The organism is Cohnella sp. (assembly GCF_041640265.1).
Taxonomy (GTDB): Bacteria; Bacillota; Bacilli; order Paenibacillales; family Paenibacillaceae; genus Cohnella.
The window spans coordinates 56,213-73,693 of record NZ_JBEQAP010000008.1 but is presented as its reverse complement, the minus strand read 5'-3'; the positions used below and the strand labels follow the sequence as shown (position 1 = coordinate 73,693).

At 44.7% G+C, this 17,481-nt stretch carries 12 protein-coding genes; 9 read left to right on the top strand and 3 right to left on the bottom strand.

From position 1 onward, the window contains the following. Nucleotides 1–34: 34 nt before the first annotated feature. On the bottom strand, nucleotides 35–661 hold the full coding sequence (locus tag ACESLK_RS08530) for a hypothetical protein (protein ID WP_373228839.1): 627 nt from the start codon (nucleotides 659–661) through the stop codon (nucleotides 35–37). A 37-nt stretch (nucleotides 662–698) separates the two neighbouring features. On the opposite strand from ACESLK_RS08530, the gene ACESLK_RS08525 reads away from it, so the two are divergent. The 5 genes from ACESLK_RS08525 to ACESLK_RS08505 all read left to right on the top strand — a co-directional run bounded on the left by ACESLK_RS08525 (nucleotide 699) and on the right by ACESLK_RS08505 (nucleotide 9,871). Then, nucleotides 699–1,574 carry a phosphorothioated DNA-binding restriction endonuclease gene (locus tag ACESLK_RS08525; protein WP_373228837.1) on the top strand — a complete coding sequence of 292 codons (876 nt, stop codon included), beginning with the start codon at nucleotides 699–701 and terminating at the stop codon, nucleotides 1,572–1,574. A 48-nt stretch (nucleotides 1,575–1,622) separates the two neighbouring features. Then, the gene (locus ACESLK_RS08520; protein ID WP_373228836.1) at nucleotides 1,623–4,784 is read left to right on the top strand and encodes a DEAD/DEAH box helicase; all 3,162 of its coding nucleotides are present in this window, start codon (nucleotides 1,623–1,625) and stop codon (nucleotides 4,782–4,784) included. Nucleotides 4,785–4,802: 18 nt separating this feature from the next. Beyond that, the gene (mutT, locus tag ACESLK_RS08515) at nucleotides 4,803–5,195 is read left to right on the top strand and encodes an 8-oxo-dGTP diphosphatase MutT (RefSeq protein ID WP_373229005.1); all 393 of its coding nucleotides are present in this window, start codon (nucleotides 4,803–4,805) and stop codon (nucleotides 5,193–5,195) included. 213 nt (nucleotides 5,196–5,408) lie between these two features. Beyond that, entirely contained in the window at nucleotides 5,409–7,028 is a 1,620-nt protein-coding gene (locus ACESLK_RS08510) for a restriction endonuclease (protein WP_373228835.1), read from the top strand. A 68-nt stretch (nucleotides 7,029–7,096) separates the two neighbouring features. Beyond that, nucleotides 7,097–9,871 carry an AAA domain-containing protein gene (locus ACESLK_RS08505; protein WP_373228834.1) on the top strand — a complete coding sequence of 925 codons (2,775 nt, stop codon included), beginning with the start codon at nucleotides 7,097–7,099 and terminating at the stop codon, nucleotides 9,869–9,871. A gap of 49 nt (nucleotides 9,872–9,920) precedes the next feature. Here ACESLK_RS08505 and ACESLK_RS08500 read toward each other — a convergent pair whose 3' ends face one another. Beyond that, a complete protein-coding gene (locus tag ACESLK_RS08500; RefSeq protein ID WP_373228833.1) occupies nucleotides 9,921–10,151 on the bottom strand; it encodes a helix-turn-helix domain-containing protein in 231 nt (76 codons plus the stop codon). A 921-nt stretch (nucleotides 10,152–11,072) separates the two neighbouring features. On the opposite strand from ACESLK_RS08500, the gene ACESLK_RS08495 reads away from it, so the two are divergent. The 3 genes from ACESLK_RS08495 to ACESLK_RS08485 all read left to right on the top strand — a co-directional run bounded on the left by ACESLK_RS08495 (nucleotide 11,073) and on the right by ACESLK_RS08485 (nucleotide 14,315). Beyond that, entirely contained in the window at nucleotides 11,073–12,497 is a 1,425-nt protein-coding gene (locus ACESLK_RS08495; RefSeq protein ID WP_373228832.1) for an RtcB family protein, read from the top strand. 8 nt (nucleotides 12,498–12,505) lie between these two features. Beyond that, complete coding sequence (locus ACESLK_RS08490; RefSeq protein WP_373228831.1) at nucleotides 12,506–13,816, top strand: AAA family ATPase; 1,311 nt, start codon at nucleotides 12,506–12,508, stop codon at nucleotides 13,814–13,816. A 97-nt stretch (nucleotides 13,817–13,913) separates the two neighbouring features. After that, nucleotides 13,914–14,315, top strand: a complete 402-nt coding sequence (locus tag ACESLK_RS08485) for a hypothetical protein (protein WP_373228830.1) — start codon at nucleotides 13,914–13,916, stop codon at nucleotides 14,313–14,315. Between the two features lie 114 nt (nucleotides 14,316–14,429). Here ACESLK_RS08485 and ACESLK_RS08480 read toward each other — a convergent pair whose 3' ends face one another. After that, entirely contained in the window at nucleotides 14,430–15,293 is an 864-nt protein-coding gene (locus ACESLK_RS08480) for a DMT family transporter (RefSeq protein WP_373228828.1), read from the bottom strand. A 244-nt stretch (nucleotides 15,294–15,537) separates the two neighbouring features. Here ACESLK_RS08480 and ACESLK_RS08475 point away from each other — a divergent pair, with 244 nt between their 5' ends. Beyond that, the gene (locus tag ACESLK_RS08475) at nucleotides 15,538–17,481 is read left to right on the top strand and encodes a primary-amine oxidase (RefSeq protein ID WP_373228826.1); all 1,944 of its coding nucleotides are present in this window, start codon (nucleotides 15,538–15,540) and stop codon (nucleotides 17,479–17,481) included.

Sequence of the window (17,481 nt, the reverse complement as noted above, 5' to 3'; positions counted from 1 at the left end):
GGCTTTTGTAGGATAGTTTTCCAAATGTAACATTTTAGCGGCCTAGCCCCAAAAGGATATAATCTTCTAGTTTCTTGACGTTCTTGACTAATGGAACCTTTATGCTAAATAGTTTCGAGCCGTCTACTAGCATAAAACCAGAGCCCTGAACATGCTTTTCATCAGTCAATTCGCTAAATTCACTAAAAAGCATTTTCTTTCCCTCTTTTGATAAATTGCCAAGAGCTATAGTAGACATAGAATCACGAACTCCAGCATTAAATAAAGTGCTATCCGGTCGTTGTGTAGATAAAATTAAATGAAAATTTATAGCTCTTCCCATAAATATCATGTTTCCGATCATTGATTTAATTGCTTCTGATTCTTTCTTGTCGTAGTACGCTAACATTGAACCAAGTTCTTCTATTACTAGGAGACGGAATGAACGATCATTGTTACGGTGCAACCGATCCGTAAACTCCTGATAGGCTAGTTCTAGCCCTATTTTTACTGTGACAAATTCAAATAAGCGAGAACTCCCCCTAGCAAACGTATAATCATCCGCTTTGAAATCCAAAATAGTAATTTTCGAATCGTATATCTTTAATGCACATCTAGCAGAGATCAATTTGTTGAGGTATGACTTGGAGGTTTTTACCTGCTTAATGACGAATTTAAACAAGTAATGTCAAATGTCGATATGTTTAGAGGTATAGAAAATGAATGCTGAAGAACTGAAGAAAAAAATCTCCAATCTATCGATATGGAAAAAGAATGGGCAAAGGGCACCACATAAACCTTTGCTTCTTTTGTATGCACTGGGTCAACTTCAGCAAAATGTAATTCATCTGCCCTATGAAGAAGTTAGATTGAAACTAAGGAAGCTTCTCTTTGAATTCGGTCCTTCGAGGAAGTCCTATCACCCGGAGGAGCCATTCGTAAGATTGACGACGGATGGCATCTGGGAGCTGAATGTTCAGGTAAACAAGAGACAGTTTTCCGACAAGCAGTTAATAGATGATCATGCTAGAGGTGGCTTCTCAGATGATGTGCTCAATCTGTTGAAGGGGAACGGTAGACTCATTCAGGAAATTGCGGACCAATTGCTTAACGATCATTTTCCGGAGACGATACATCAGGACTTAGTGGAAGAGGTAGGTTTTCAGCTATTACTGGAAACAAAACGTAGACGAGACCCTGACTTTCGCAACAAAATATTACGTGCCTACGAATTTAGCTGTGCAATATGCGGATTCAATGTAAGACTAGGCCATAATCTGATAGCAGTGGATGCCGCACATATTCAATGGCATCAAGCAGGCGGACCAGATATAGAGGAAAACGGAGTTGCACTTTGCTCATTACATCATAAGTTGTTTGACCGAGGGGTATTCACTATAACGGGTGAAAGACAAATGCTTGTTGCAGAAGAGGCACATGGAACACAGGGGTTCGAGGAGTGGCTCATGAGGTTCCATGGGAAAAGAATTCGTTCACCAATACGCCCAGTTTATCATCCCAAAGATGCGTTTATTGAATGGCATATTCGAGAAGTATTCAGAGGACCTGCTAGATATAAAGTTAATGAAGGATAAATCAAACGTCGTTATTCGCAAGAGCAAATAGAAAGGAACATCCCCTTAATGAAACAAGGACTCTACGAGCAAGTCATCAACCAACTAACGGCAAAGCAACTAACCTCTCTAAATACATCCGAGTTCGAGATAGGCAAAGAAAAGCTCGACGTCGAAGAAGCGCGCAAGCTGCTTTCCAGCTATATCGGTCTGGTGACACGAAGAGCCTTGAAAATGGTGCGCGAGCAGACAAACGACGGCGAGGATCTCATTCTCGCTCAAGTACAAACCTGCAACGAGATGATCGCGACCCTGAAGAACAGTCTAGGACAGGAAGAGTGCGAGCTGTTGAAGCTCGATGAGCAGGGTGAAGTACTTACCTATATCTACTCGAAGATTAATCACATCCGTTCCTTCAAGGATGAGAAAGTCATCCGCCCAGCGACCCCTTTATCCCAGAGCTCCTTGTTCACCGGCTCCCACTCCGAGCCGAACATGCTGCACGAGCTGAAACATGAGATCGTGACCTCCGATCGGATCGACTTTCTCGTGTCATTCATCAAGTGGAGTGGACTTCGCATCCTGATGGAGCAACTGGAGGCGTTCACCTCTAACGGCGGCCAGCTTCGAGTCATTACGACGACGTACATGGAAGCTACTGATTATAAAGCGATTATCGAGCTGAGCAAGCTCTCTAACACTGAGATCAAAATTTCCTACGATACGGAACGGACGCGGTTGCACGCTAAAGCTTACGTTTTCAAGCGCGACACCGGATTTACAACCGCATATGTCGGATCCTCCAACCTATCCAATCCTGCACTTACAAGCGGCCTCGAATGGAATCTGAAGGTCACGGAAAAGGATTCCTACGATGTTCTGAAGAAAATCGAGGCGACGTTCGAAAGCTACTGGAACGATCGGGAATTCCGTAGCTTCACACCATCCGACACGGAGCACGAACAATTACTGCAGCAAGCCCTCCGCCCCAACAAATCAGGTGAGCAAGGCTCGCTTTATTTTCCGTTCGAGATTACGCCCTACGATTACCAGAAAGAAATACTAGAGAAGCTCGATGCTCAGAGAACGTTATATGGGCGTAATTATAACCTCGTGGTCGCAGCTACTGGGGTAGGCAAGACCGTCGTATCGGCATTCGACTACAAGAGATTCACCGAGAAACGACCGCAAGCCAGACTGCTTTTCGTCGCCCACCGGGAAGAAATTCTGAGACAGAGCCGAGATACTTTCCGCTACATCATTAAGGACCTTAACTTCGGCGAACTGCACGTGGGGAGCAACCAAGCACAATCGCTGGATCATCTTTTCATAAGCATTCAAAGCTTCAACTCGATGCGGTTAACGGATCGTACAACACCGGACTTCTACGATTACATTGTCGTGGACGAGTTTCACCACGCTGCAGCGCCTTCTTATCAGAAGCTGCTATCCTACTACAAGCCCCAAATTCTGCTCGGGCTTACCGCGACGCCGGAACGGATGGACGGCAAAGACATTCTCGGATATTTCGGGGATACGATTGCTGCCGAAATCCGCCTGACGGATGCAATCGATCGGAAGCTGTTGAGTCCTTTTCAATATTTTGGCGTGACCGATCAAGTCGATCTATCTCAGGTAAAATGGTCGCGACGCGGTTATGATCTTGCTGAGCTTGAGAACTTATACACGAACAATAAGATTCGGGCGATGCAGATCCTTAACAGCATGAAGAAGTATGTCACCGACATGGATCAGGTGAAAGGGCTTGGATTCTGCGTCGGTGTCGATCATGCGATCTATATGGCTAAAGTGTTCGGAGAAGCCGGACTACCAGCCATCGCGCTTCACGGTAAATCGAGTGATGAGGAACGCCGGCAAGCGAGAGCACGGCTCACGAGCGGAGAAATCAAGATGATCTTTGTCGTGGACCTCTATAATGAGGGAGTAGATATCCCGGCAGTTAATACGATTCTGTTCCTTCGACCTACGGAGAGTTTGACGGTGTTCCTCCAACAATTGGGACGAGGCTTGAGGCTCGCGGAAGGGAAGGAATGCCTGACCGTGCTCGATTTTATCGGACAAGCCCATCAGGATTATAATTTCCAGGACAAGTTCCGCGCTTTGATCGGGCACACGAAGCATTCGGTTCAGCATTATGTAGAGAACGGTTTCTCCATTCTCCCTAGAGGAAGCTTCATTCAGCTGGAGAAACAGGCCAAGGCGTATATCCTTAGCAACCTTAAACAAGCGATCACGAATCGCAGAAGCTTGATTCACAAGATGAAATATTTTGAGGATAATACTGGATTAAAACTTTCCATCGAGAATTTTGTACACTATCATGGGCTTAGCCTGTACGAGTTGTACGGTGGCAGGACTGGGAATCGCACGTTTAACGGACTGAAAGAAGAAGCAGGAGTTGTGGAAACCCGCGAGGGATATACTTGGAGCAATTCGGATTTCGTCGCCAAAAGGGTGCCCGCGCTGCTTAACCTAAATTCCCGGAGGCTATTGAAGTTCTTGCTGGCCTATCTGGAAGAGGGAATGCATCCGCGATCCGAAGAGGAACGACTGATGCTGAACGTTTTCTATTACACTTTCTACCGCTCGGAACCAACCAAGAATGGGTTCGCTGGCGTGGATCAAGCGATTCAAGAGACGTTGGCCTATCCCGCCTTCCGTGAAGAGGTCATCGAAGTACTGAAGTACAAGCTGTCGCATCTCGATTTTGTAGACAAGCCCAACGAGTTCCATTACGCATGCCCGCTGGACATCCATTGTAGCTACTCGATGGATCAGATTTTGGCAGCATTCGGTTATTGGAACGAGGAGAAGGCGCCAAGTTTCCGTGAGGGCGTGAAGTATTTCGAGGAGAAAATGACGGATATCTTCTTCATTACGCTCAATAAGTCGGATAAAGATTTCTCGCCTTCCACGCTATATGAGGATTATGCGATAAACGAGCGGCTGTTCCACTGGCAAACGCAAAGCCGAACTTCCGAGGACTCCAAGACGGCGCAACGTTACATTCATCATAAGCAACTGGGGACGCGAATCGCCTTATTCGTTCGGGAGTACAAGGAGGAGCACAACTATACTTCTCCGTTTGTTTTTCTGGGTGAGGCAGAGTACGTGAAGCATGAGGCGAACAAACCGATTAGCTTCATATGGCGGCTAAGGGTCGATATGCCTCCGGCAATGGTACCGGCAGCGAATAAAGTCATCGTGTAGGAAGGCGAAGTGAAGTGGATGATCGAAGTGGCTGCGGCTATTATTGAGAATGAGCAAGGGCAGATCCTGATCGCAAGACGGAGGATGGGGAAGTCCCAAGCTGGCCTGTGGGAGTTTCCCGGTGGGAAGATCGAGATGGGAGAGACTCCGGAAGCTTGTTTGGTACGGGAGTTGCGGGAAGAGATGGGGATTGAGATAGAGCCTTATGCTTGGTTTGGAGTTAATGAGTATGATTATGGGACAGCACGCATCAAGTTAATTGCCTACTTGGCAAAAAAATTATCTGGCACAATTCGCCTTGTGGACCATGATGCGTATCTTTGGGTGCATCGGAGCGAACTAAGCGAGTATGAGTGGGCTCAAGCGGATATAAGATTTGTCGAGATGCTATTAGGTAATAACAAACTCTAGTAGATTGTATTAATCATAATAACAAGGAAACAAGACACTGATAACGCAAAGTCAGTGTCTTTGTTTTGTTAAGACGTTTGGAGGAATCTAGGTCTTTACAATGTGGCTATATCAGTAAAAAAGGAAGGTTTTCCCTGAAGTTCGTCGAATTAACAAGATTATAGCATAGGTCTAAAGTTGAGGTATTTAATTACAGATTATGAGGTGACGATAGTGGCGAGAAGAAGCGGGTTTTCCGGTTTGGTGAATTCTATCGCAAGAGAGTATGCTAGGCAGTCAAGAATGACTGAAGCAGATAGGAAAAGGCGTGAGAAGGACGCTATCAGAGCCGACAGAGACAGGGAAAGAACCAAAGCGTTAATGCAGAAGGAAGCTAAGGCAATGGAGAAAGAAGCCAAAGCAGCGTATATAGAAGGACGAGTTGAAGAGGTCGAGGATTTAAACACTGATATTTCGGAGTATATTAGAGAATTAAGCGGCGTTCTTGCACACACTTTAAAAGTAAACGATAAGATTTCTTTTAATACTTTAAGAATATCGGAAAAATTTAAGGAGTTTCAAGTTCCTCAAGAGCTTGATAATCCACACATCAGGCCTCGGAAAGATGATTACTTGAAATCCGTCAAGGCCCCTGGAGTAGTAGGGAAGTTAGTTCCTGGTGCCGAGAATCGGTATAAGAAAGCGTTAGAAGTTGTTCAGTTGCAATATGAATTGGATTTTGCACAATATCAGAAGAACGAAAATGAAAGACTTCAAAAGTACAATAAGCTTAAGTCCACATACGATGAAGAGAAATCAAGGTTCGAGTTCAAGGTTAAAGAGCGTAATCTAGAAGTTGATCAATTCGAACAAGACTATCGAAATGGTGAACGCGAAGCAGTGATAGCTTATAATAACATGGTCCTTGAAAGATCGGATTATCCGGAAGGTTTCCCCCAAACTTTTCGTGTGGCGTATATTTCCGATTCTAAAGAGCTTGTCATTGATTATGAATTGCCTACCAAGGAAATCGTGCCGGCCGTAGAAGAATATAAGTATACAAAAAGTAAAGATGAGATAAGTGAGAAACCTAGGAAGCCCCAGGAAATTAAAGATATATACTTGGATATTGTGGCGGGAATAACGTTACGTTCCATACATGAGGTGCTCGAAGCGGATCAAGGGAATGTATTGGAAGTTGTCGTCTTTAGCGGATTCGTAAACACAGTCGATCCTGCTACCGGAAAGGATGTTACTCCTTATTTAATTTCTACAAGAGTAACGAAGGAAAAGTTTCTTGCTCTTGATCTGAGTCGAATTGATAAATCTGTGTGTCTGCGTAATCTTGGTGCTTCAGTGTCCGCGAGACCTGCTGAAATGCAGGCTGTTAAACCTGTTGTTGAGTTTGATATGGTTGACAGGAGATTCGTTGATCATGAGGATATGTTGGATTCACTAAGTAATGTTCCTAATTTAATGGATCTAAACCCTTACCAATTTGAAAATCTTGTAACCAGTTTATTTTCCAGAATGGGACTAGATGCTAAACAGACTCGTTCATCAAAAGACGGTGGGGTAGATTGTGTTGCGTTTGATACTAGACCAATTGTTGGCGGTAAAGTGGTCATCCAGGCAAAACGTTATAAAAATACCGTAGGCGTATCTGCAGTTAGGGATCTGTATGGCACTATGATGAATGAAGGGGCTAACAAGGGCATTTTGGTAACGACCAAGGGCTACGGCCCAGATGCACATGATTTTGCGAAGGATAAGCCTATCGAACTGATTGACGGTGGTGGTTTGCTATATTTGCTTGACCAGAATGGGATAAAAGCTCGTATTTTATTCGAGTAAAAAAAGGAGCAAATATTTGATTCTTTGAAAACTACAATCATCATTGTTTCGAAGTGGAAGGGTGCACAATGGACGAAAACAAACATCTGCTTATAGTCAAAGGCCAAGATAAAACCAATGAAATTGCATCTTATGAAGTTCAAGAATCTCTGTATAGGATCACATACCATAATTCATCCAAAGTGTATCCTTACCAACAACAAGACGTCACATTCTTGAAAGACCCGGTAATTAAAGAAATAACAGAGAGCATGGCCGTCTACAAGGACAATATTTTTTTATATAACGTCTGTCGCATTATGGATTTCGGCACTAAGATTCGAGTTAAATGTAATAATGGCGAAAGTTATATTTTCGATAAGGAATCGATACGAATTGATAATGATTTTAATAGCAGTGAAATGCCTAAGAGTTATCAAATCTTGAATTATTGGAGAAAAATCTCTCCACACGTCTTAAGTGGTGACGAGGACCCAGGCCAAGAATCTTTTTTAAAAAAGCAATACGATAGACTTTTTATTGTTGCTCCCGAAAGTGTGTTGAACACTTACCTTAACGGAGCCCCTGTGAGCAGAAATCCTCCTTTGGTTTCAGACACAATATTTCCATTTCGGTTTAACCTTAGTCAGAAGGAGGCACTTAAGAATGCCCTAGAAAGTCAACTCTCGATTATTGAAGGGCCTCCGGGTACAGGTAAAACGCAAACAATTCTAAATATCATTGCCAATCTTGTAGGCATGCAGAATATGAAAATAGCTGTAGTTTCGGGCAATAATGCCGCAGTCCAAAATGTAAGGGATAAGTTAGAGTCTGAACGTTATCATTTTCTAGTAGCATCGCTTGGGAGTAACGATAATAAAAAAGAGTTTTTTGCCAATCTCCCACAAAGGGATGTTTCGGAATGGATGAGCGATACAGAAGTAAGCGAGCTGGTATTAAAGATTCAGAGGCTAAATAGCCGTATTCATAATCTTATGGAGTTGGAGAATGAAAGAGCCATGCTCCAACAGAAACTGTCAGCGTATCGATTAGAGAAGGAACATTTTGAAGTTTATTATGATAAGCAGGATGTCGAGCAAATAAAAAAATTATCCTTTTACCGTCAAACGCCTGATAATATCTTGTCATTCTTAGTCGATAATCGAATTGTTGAGGGACGAGGGCGAATTGGTGGTTTTATTCATAACCTCAAACTCGTTTTTAAACATGGCTATTTTGACTTTAAGAAATTAAAAGATCAGGAAATAGATGTGCTTCTTAATTACCAAAGAAAGTACTACGAGTTGAAGATTAATCAATTAACTCAGCGAATTGAAGAGCTAGCACGAGAGTTGGATCAAGGATCATTTCAGCCTTTGCTACAAGAACACAAACAATATTCAGAGCAACTGTTTCGTCATAAATTGCATGTAAAATATCATGAGCTTGAACCGATTAAAGCAAACGCTATGTCATATAAAAACAATTTCGATGATTTTATTGATCAGTATCCTATCGTACTCAGCACGACGCATTCTCTCAGAAATTGCATTCCTGATGGATTTCTGTTCGATTATGTCATTATTGACGAGTCATCGCAGGTGGATCTACTTACGGGTGCTCTAGCATTATCATGCTGCAAGCACGCAATTATCGTAGGAGACACCAAGCAATTACCTCAGATTGTTAATCTAAAAATTAAAGAGAAATTGGGTACAGTTGATAGAGAAGTGGAGAAGGCTTACGATTATTTTAACCACAATCTTTTGTCGTCGTTGTTGGCGCTTTACGGTGATGAAATACCCAAAGTAATGTTGAAGGAACATTACCGCTGCCATCCACAAATTATAGAATTCTGTAATCAGAAGTATTATGACGGTAAACTGATCGCTTTTACAACGGAGAAGGAGGAGGATCGACCACTTCTGATCTATCGTACAGCCGCCGGTAATCATATGAGAGAAGTAACGCATGGTCGTAAAGGTAAGTTTAATCAGCGGGAATTGGATGTAATCACGCAAGAGGTGTTAGTGGATCTAGATTCAGCCGTATCGAAATACTCGGACATTGGGTTTGCTACTCCTTACCGCAAGCAGGTCGACAAAGCGATTAGTCAGTTGTACGAGGAAATCGAGAGTGATACCATTCACAAATATCAAGGTCGAGAGAAACCGATCATGATTTTCTCTACGGTACTGGATTCTACTCGAGCAGGTAAAATAGGAATGAAATTCGTGAATGATCCCTGCAAGATTAATGTAGCGGTTTCTAGGGCTCAACACCAATTCATATTGGTAACGGATAACGCTTTGTTTCGAAAATTTAATAGCGAAGTTGGAGATTTGATTCGATATATGGAATACAGTACTTTGGACGATAACATCGTCGAAAGTGAGATCGTTTCCGTATTTGATTTATTGTATAAGGAGTACTCAGAAAAGCTGAGAGAATTCAAAGGAAGGCTCTTTCAACGCTCCAAGTATGAATCTGAAAACATCATGACAACCTTACTGTACGAAATATTGCAGGAGGAACAATATAAGAGTCTTGAATTTGTGACTCAGATGTATCTTAAAAACTTATTGAATGGCACGGATAAACTAGATGAAAAAGAAAAGAGATATGTGCAGAATAGAGCTTCGGTGGATTTTGTTATTTATCACAAGCTAGATAAATACCCGATGCTTGTCATAGAAGTGGACGGATTCAAATTTCATGAGGATAGTCCTCAACAGACTGCGCGAGATCAATTAAAGGATGGAATCCTAGGAAAATACGGATTTCCTCCGCTTCGATTGCCTACAACTGGGAGTGGAGAATTAGATAAAATAAGAAAAAGGCTTGATGAAGTTTTACGGAAATAAGGTTTAAAGTAATGTGAACCAGATATTCGAGCGGGGGGGTTAACTCTAGTTAATGATCATCGTCATCACTTTCAATAAAATCAATAATATCTCGAATGTCGCCTATGCCAAGAGCATCGGCGATTTTTTCGATATGGGCAAAATTTATATTAGCACGTTTTCCGTTTGCAAGCTCGCTCAAGGCAGCGTGTCGCACATCTGACAAGCGGGAGAGTTCCCTCAATGAAATTCCGCGTTGCTTAATTAAATCGGATATTTTGACGATCACTTTTTTGGACAAAAGAATCACTCCAACTCGATATTGACTATACGCAAAAACGTACCATATAATAAATTGTGTCCTGGTACGCAATTACGTAACATATGAGTTGGGATTTAGGAGTGACATAAATGAACAAATGGATCAAGAAGTAATAATAAAGAGATACGACGCATTATCAGAGGGGGCCGAGAGAAAAGGGGAATTGATGACATTAAAAGAACAAGTCAATAAATATGAGAACTTAACTGACAATTGAAACTCAAGAAGTCTTGAACAAATGAATGGAAGTACATAACCAAATGGCTTCACTTTAGAAGCAATGGTTCTACATTAAAGGGTTTAAGATGGGTTACAGCTGTTGATTTTTCTGGAGAGAGGCTCTCGGTAGGCAGGTAAGATATAAGTTACATCAGAGGTGATATTCTGTGTTTATTGAACTCATCATGAGGAGCGCAGATAGACTTTATAATATCTTTATCGTCTTCGCTGCCTGGATAGCGGTATTAATACTTCTAGAAATGAGACATAGAAAACTAAAGAAGAAAGTTAAGTAGGCAGTTCTTTTGGCACCATTTTATTTTACAGACTCATAATTTTAATGCCCCTAATAAATATTTTCTATTTACATATTGACAATCACTCCCATACCCCTTAATCTAAACATTATCTTAAACAGGAAGGAGGCCGCTGGACATGACCAGACTTAATAATCGTCGTAATGCCGCACTGTCGCAACTGAATCGTCTGTTGATTGTCCATCGGCCTCTACGGGCCCAAGCAACGTAAAGACTAGGAAAGCGCCCCTCATCCATCGCGGTGGAGAAGGTGGACACCTGTTATTTCACATTGTGCGAAGACCGTAAGCGATTGGGCTTGCGGTCTTTTTGCGTTCTGATTTTCAATACTATTTTTACAATTAGAGAGGAAACGAACCCTTATATGAATTCAAACAACCAGTATTACCGGCGAATCGATCTCCCCGCGGGAGACTTACACGTATTCGCCCACGATGATCTTTATCATGCCATGGGGGCCAAAGTGCTCGAGATGGCGAACAACAATCTGCAAATTCCGAATATCCGGTATATGAGTTATACGCCCGACGCCCATGTCGGAGTTGGAACTTGTATAGGTACGACGGCGGTATGGGGGATGGAGGACGGTTTCGTGTCTCCGTCCATCGTCGGAAGCGATATCGGCTGCGGCATGAGACTGCACCTGACGAATCTGCAAGTGAATGAGCTCCAAGATGTGAAGCTCCGACGCAAGCTAGTCAAAGCCATCGAGAAACGAATTCCGGTGGAAAACCACGTGAGGGGTTACTTCTCCGATATCCGTCTGGAGGACGTGCTTCGTAAAGGGCTGCACGGCCTGCCAGGCAAGTACGTTCCGGATTCGTACACTCCGCGGAAAGCGACTTCCTTGACCCACGTCGAATGCAGCCGATTCCGATTTGACGAGAGTGTGCTGGATCGAATCCCGGAGCCGGTATGGCATCGGGCTCACCGACAGCTTGGCACGCTGGGTAACGGCAATCACTTCATTGAAATTCAGGCCATTAGCATTAATGAAGACAACCGCTCTATCGCGGAACGGTGGGGGTTGCAGGATGGCCAAGTTGCAGTGATGATTCACTCCGGTTCCCGCTCGTGGGGCGGTGCAGTAAACCAATATAGCGGCTCTGAAGTTGCGAAAACAATGAGTAAGCTAGGTCTTGGCACAAGCGATCCCAAGCTCGTCTATGCGCCGCTCGACAGCGATGCTGGTCAGACCTACACGAATCTCATGTACTCGGCGCTCAACTTCGCTGTTGCGAACAGGCACCTGCTTGCATTTGCCGTACGCGATGCGTTCCGGGAAACGTTCGGCTCCCAAGCGGAGACGCGAACGCTTTACGACCTGATGCATAACTACGCATGCGAGGAAAATCACGGGGACAAGTCCTTCCTTGTGCACCGCAAAGGAACGACTCGGGCGTTGCCAGCCGGACACGCCGGCAATCCAGAGCCGTACGCGGATACGGGGCACCCCGCTCTTATTCCGGGCTCAATGGGAACGTCCTCCTACTTGATGGTAGGTTCACCGGAAGGCGCGCGAAATTACCATTCCATCTGCCATGGCGCAGGTCGGGTCCGTTCGCGCAATGCGACGAAGCAGCTTGTCACCGTGGATGAGTTCGCTTCTTCCCTGCGCATTGGACAGGACGATGAGATCGTCGTTAACCACCGAGGACTCGAGTCCCTGATTGACGAATCTCCCCAAGCTTACAAAGACGTAGATAGAATCATAGAAAGCGTCGTCGAGGCGCGACTGGCTGCCGTAGTGGCTAAGTGCCGTCCCTTGGCGGCCGTGAAAGGAGTGTAAACGTAAAGATGACAATAACATTAAAGATCAATGGCCCTAAGTTCTTCGTTCGAGCTGATAACAATATCGAAGGTCACTCGCCGGATCCGCGCAGCTATTTCAACTACATCGCTACGGTTCAGGCCATCGTCGATTATCTGAAAGAGCGTTTCGGAGCCGAGTTTCGTCTCTACGAGCAGGACGACGGAAATGAAATATGGAGCGGGCTGGAGGAAGATGTACGTACCGAGTATGAAGGAATGGAGCATGCGGCCAGCTTATACGACTTGGTAGAAACAAGGGCGTTCGCCTACACGGCTGACCATGGACAGAACCGCGAGAGCTATGCTGTCCGGCCCGCCGTTCGCAATAATTTGTTTATCTATTCGAAGCATCGCGTTGCAATGGCCAGAGTTCCGAAAGAGGTGCAGCATGGCCTCGGCTACGAAGATCTTATTTTCAGTGAATCCGATGGCGGTCTCGTTCGGTTTCTGGAGGATATGCGTTCGCGGCAGCTTGCGGATCGGAAGATCATCGTCTTCACGGATACCCGGGACGGGCTGGAGCAATCGCGAGAATTAACGACAAGCCCTGTCGCTCGCGCTGAGGTATTCATGGATGAGGAGCTCAAGACGCAAATCTATCGTTCCATTGACGAATTTTTCTCCAAGGATCGCTCTTTTTTCCAAACGTACGGCATCCCTTACAAGAGAGGCATCCTGCTGTACGGTAAGCCGGGTAACGGCAAAACGACGTTAGTCAAATCCATCTCGGGCTCGATCAGGGCGCCTGTCGCCTACTGGCAGATTACTGAGTTTACCAACAGCGAGTCGATTCAAGAGGTATTCGCCGCCGCCAATCAAAGAGCGCCTATGGTGCTCGTTATCGAGGATATCGATTCTATGCCTGCCTCCTGCCGTTCTTATTTCCTGAACACGCTGGATGGGGCAACGTCGAAGGAAGGCATCTACCTCATCGGCACGACGAACTATCCGGAGAAAATAGACCCTGCGCTCATGAACCGGGCAGGCAGATTCGATCGGGCCTATGAAGTGAAGCTGCCGAACGAAGCGATTCGCCATTCCTATCTGATTCACAAAGGAATGGATCGCCTCGTAGATGAGGAATCGGTCGCTCGGGCCGCGCAAGAAACGGAAGGCTTCACGCTCGCCCAATTGAGCGAATTGTATGTTTCCGCCGCTTTGCAGCTGCATTACGACAGCGCTGTAAACCTTGGACAGCTGATTGCCGAGATGAAATCGGACTATTCGAAGGGTCGCAGCCGCGACTGGATGACCGACGGACAGCCCCGAAGGCTTGGATTCACGCTATCTGAATAGCAATAGAGCGCCGCACAAGAACTGTCCTTGTGGAGAATTTGTTATAAATTGCAACTTTTCTAAATGTAAACAAGTTAAATATGTGGGGGGGATTTTTATGAGAATAATAACAATTCAAATGATTTTAGCAATCATTATTGTAACAGGTTGTTCGACAAAGCAGGATATACCGTTAGAAATGAAAGTAAGCAAAATTGAAGTGTATAGTCTGTCAGTTAATCAAGAAAAAGAAAGGTTATCAACGATTACTGACAATGAAAGAATACAGGCAATTATAACTGAATTAAATAAACTGAACAAAACCGATTTTGCTCATTCCGAAAGTCCTGGAGACTTATACGAGATACATTTTATAAGTGAGGAAAAAGAAAAAGTATATCTTTATCATAATGTCGTTGGGATTGAAGGGAAAATATATACTCGATCATCAGCAAAGAACGATCTGGTTTGGAAAGTGTCCAATAAACTATCCGAATACTTGCTTAGAGTAAATCGATAACAAATAAAGAAAAGAGCAAGAGCGTCTCTGATAGAACGCTCATGCTCTCTTTGTTAGGAGTAAGGGGACAACAGGCAACCGAATGGCTTCCGCTTCTGCTTATTCCCCCCAGGTTTATAATTTTATGACAATCAGCCCGCAGAACATGAATACAAGCGCTAGAAGTTGTTTCTGCGATAATCTTTCTTTATAGATAAATATTGAACCAAGTGCAATGACCAAGCTATTGGTTGCAAAGATGGGTGCTATGATGCTTGCTTTTCCTTGATCGAGAGCGACCGCATACAACTGCAACCCGCCATAAGAGAACACGCCACAAGCCAATCCCCATAGCAGTCCAATTCGGGGTGCATGATCGGAGGCCGATTTGGCATTCGGATGACGCTTTGAAAGGAAAGCGGAAAAGAAAAACCAAACTGTAGATAAAATATAGGCAATAAATAATACTTGAGTGTTATTAAGTAATTGTTCTGAGGTAACCTTCAATCCTCCATTACGGAAAGTGAAAAGTAATATGGCCGCCCCGATAAGCAAGAACCATTTTTTCTCGGTAACCGTCCATGGTTCTTTACGAATTGAAATTAAGACAACAGCACCGAGTAAAAAGCTGATTCCGGCCCACTCGTTCCATTGAATGGATTCATGATAAACCCAAACAGACAAAAGAATGACGACTACGATATTCATGTTCATCAATGGTGAAGAAAGGCTGGCTGGGCCATACTCAAGTACTTTCATAAAAATAAGATTCCCCCAAGCCGCTCCCATTCCAACTAATAATCCACCAATCCAAAGCTTCCAGTCTAACCAATCCGTCGAACTTGTCCAAAATGCATGTATACCAAATCCGATGCTCCCCGATAAAAATAATCCGAATAACAGGTGAGAAAGAGACCCTCTCTGCATTTGACTTACCTTCATCAATAGACCAGACATTCCAAATAATAATGCGCTAAGTACCGCAATTAGCAGCCACATTTTAAAGCCCCTTTTTAATAAATTGGAGCTAGTATACCGCAACTTCTATGATAAATATAGTTGCAGCTAAGTAGAAGCTATTGGAGTGAGTTGGAAGATATCGCGAGGTTTTTTCCCGAATAGTGGGAAAACGAATAAAAAATACGAATTTTCTCACGATTCGGGAAACCGGGCTTCAGTGATTACGAATTGTTGAATACGATTGTCATAGAAGTTGACATCAACATAAAGCGAGGGAAAAGATATGGCGCAATTAACGGTAGAGCTTGGAAATCACCCATTGGAGCCGTTTGGCAAAGAGGAAATTTTGGCGGCTGTAGCCATTTTGAAAGATCAGAAGCAATTGAGCGCTGCTGATCGGTTCGTATCGGTCATGTTGAAGGAACCGAATAAGGAGGTTGTTCTCGGATTTGACGGGATGAGGCCCTTTGATCGGGAAGCATTCATTATCATATTGAACAGCGATGACAATGCCACTTATGAAGCTGTCGTGTCGCTAAGCCATAAGAAAGTCGTATCGTGGAAGCACATTCCAGGTGTTCAGCCTATGATCATGCTGGATGAGCAGGTGGAATGCGAGGCGGCGGTGAAAGCAAGCCCGGCATTCCTTGAGGCGTTGAAGCGGCTGGGTATTGAAACGCCGGAGCTAGTTATGGTTGACTTATGGTCTCCGGGTAATTGGGGCGCTGAAGAAGATGCAACAGTTCGTCTTGCCCGTCCCTTATGTTTCCTTCGCAGTGACGAGAAGGATAACGGCTACGCCCGCCCATTGCCGCTTATTCCAATTGTGGATATGAATAAAATGGAAGTTTTGCGGGTGGAAGAATACGAGTATACCCAAATTCCGATGCAAGAAGCCAATTATACGCTGGACCGAGTGGGTCCGCTTCGAACGGGCATCAAACCGGTTGAAATTACGCAACCGGAAGGGCCAAGCTTTACGATAAACGGTCATGAAGTAGAGTGGCAGAACTGGAAGTTCCGCATCGGCTTTAACGCGAGAGAAGGGTTGACGATCCATACGGTCACCTATAAGGATCTAGGCCGCGAGCGTCCGGTCATGTACCGCGGAGCCCTCTCCGAAATGGTCGTTCCTTACGGCGATCCGGGTCCGATCCAGAACCGTAAAAACGCCTTTGACAGCGGTGAATACGGTATCGGCCAGCTTGCCAACAGCTTGGAGTTGGGCTGCGATTGCGTCGGTTATATCAAGTATTTCGATGGCGTCATGTCCAATAGCAAGGGCGAGTTGATGACGATTAAAAATGCAATATGTATGCATGAGGAAGACTTCGGTATTCTCTGGAAACATACCGACTGGCGGACCAACGATGTCGAAGTGAGACGTTCCCGCAGGCTGGTTGTCTCGTCGATCTCCACGGTTGCCAACTATGAGTACGGCTTCTTCTGGTATTTCTATCAGGACGGCAATATTCAATTCGAGGTCAAGCTGACGGGTATTCTATCGACGGCAGGCCTGCATCCGGGAGAAACGCCGAAATACGGAAATCTGGTAGGTCCGGATTTATATGCGCCGAATCATCAGCACTTCTTTAATGTCCGCATGGACATGCAAATCGACGGCAGCGAGAACTCCGTATATGAAGTGAATGTGGTTCCGGAGGAGCTTGGAGAAGACAATCCGCGCGAGAATGCATTTTATGCGAAGTCGACACTGCTGGAAACGGAAAAACAGGCAACGCGGGATCTCAAATTGGAAACGAGCCGTTATTGGAAAGTTGTCAATGACAATGTAAAGAACGATCTGGGTCAATCGGTCGGCTATAAAATCGTGACAGGCGAGAATTGTTTCCCGTTCGCTTCCGAGAACTCGAGCCTGATGAAGCGAGCGGGCTTCATTAAGCATCATCTATGGGTTACGCCGCACAACGAAGATGAGATGTACGCAGCCGGCAACTATCCGAATCAGCATATTGGCGGAGACGGGTTGTCTGCATGGGTAGAACAGGATCGTCCCGTTAAGAACACGGACATCGTTGTATGGTATACGATGGGCCATACTCACGTTCCCCGTCCGGAGGATTGGCCGGTCATGCCTGCTGCCTATATCGGATTCATGCTTAAACCGGTAAGTTTCTTTAATCAAAGTCCGGCGATCAACCTGCCGCCGATGCCCAAGAAAAACCATTGCAGCAGCGCGGTGAAGGAGAACGGCTGCCAAAGTTGA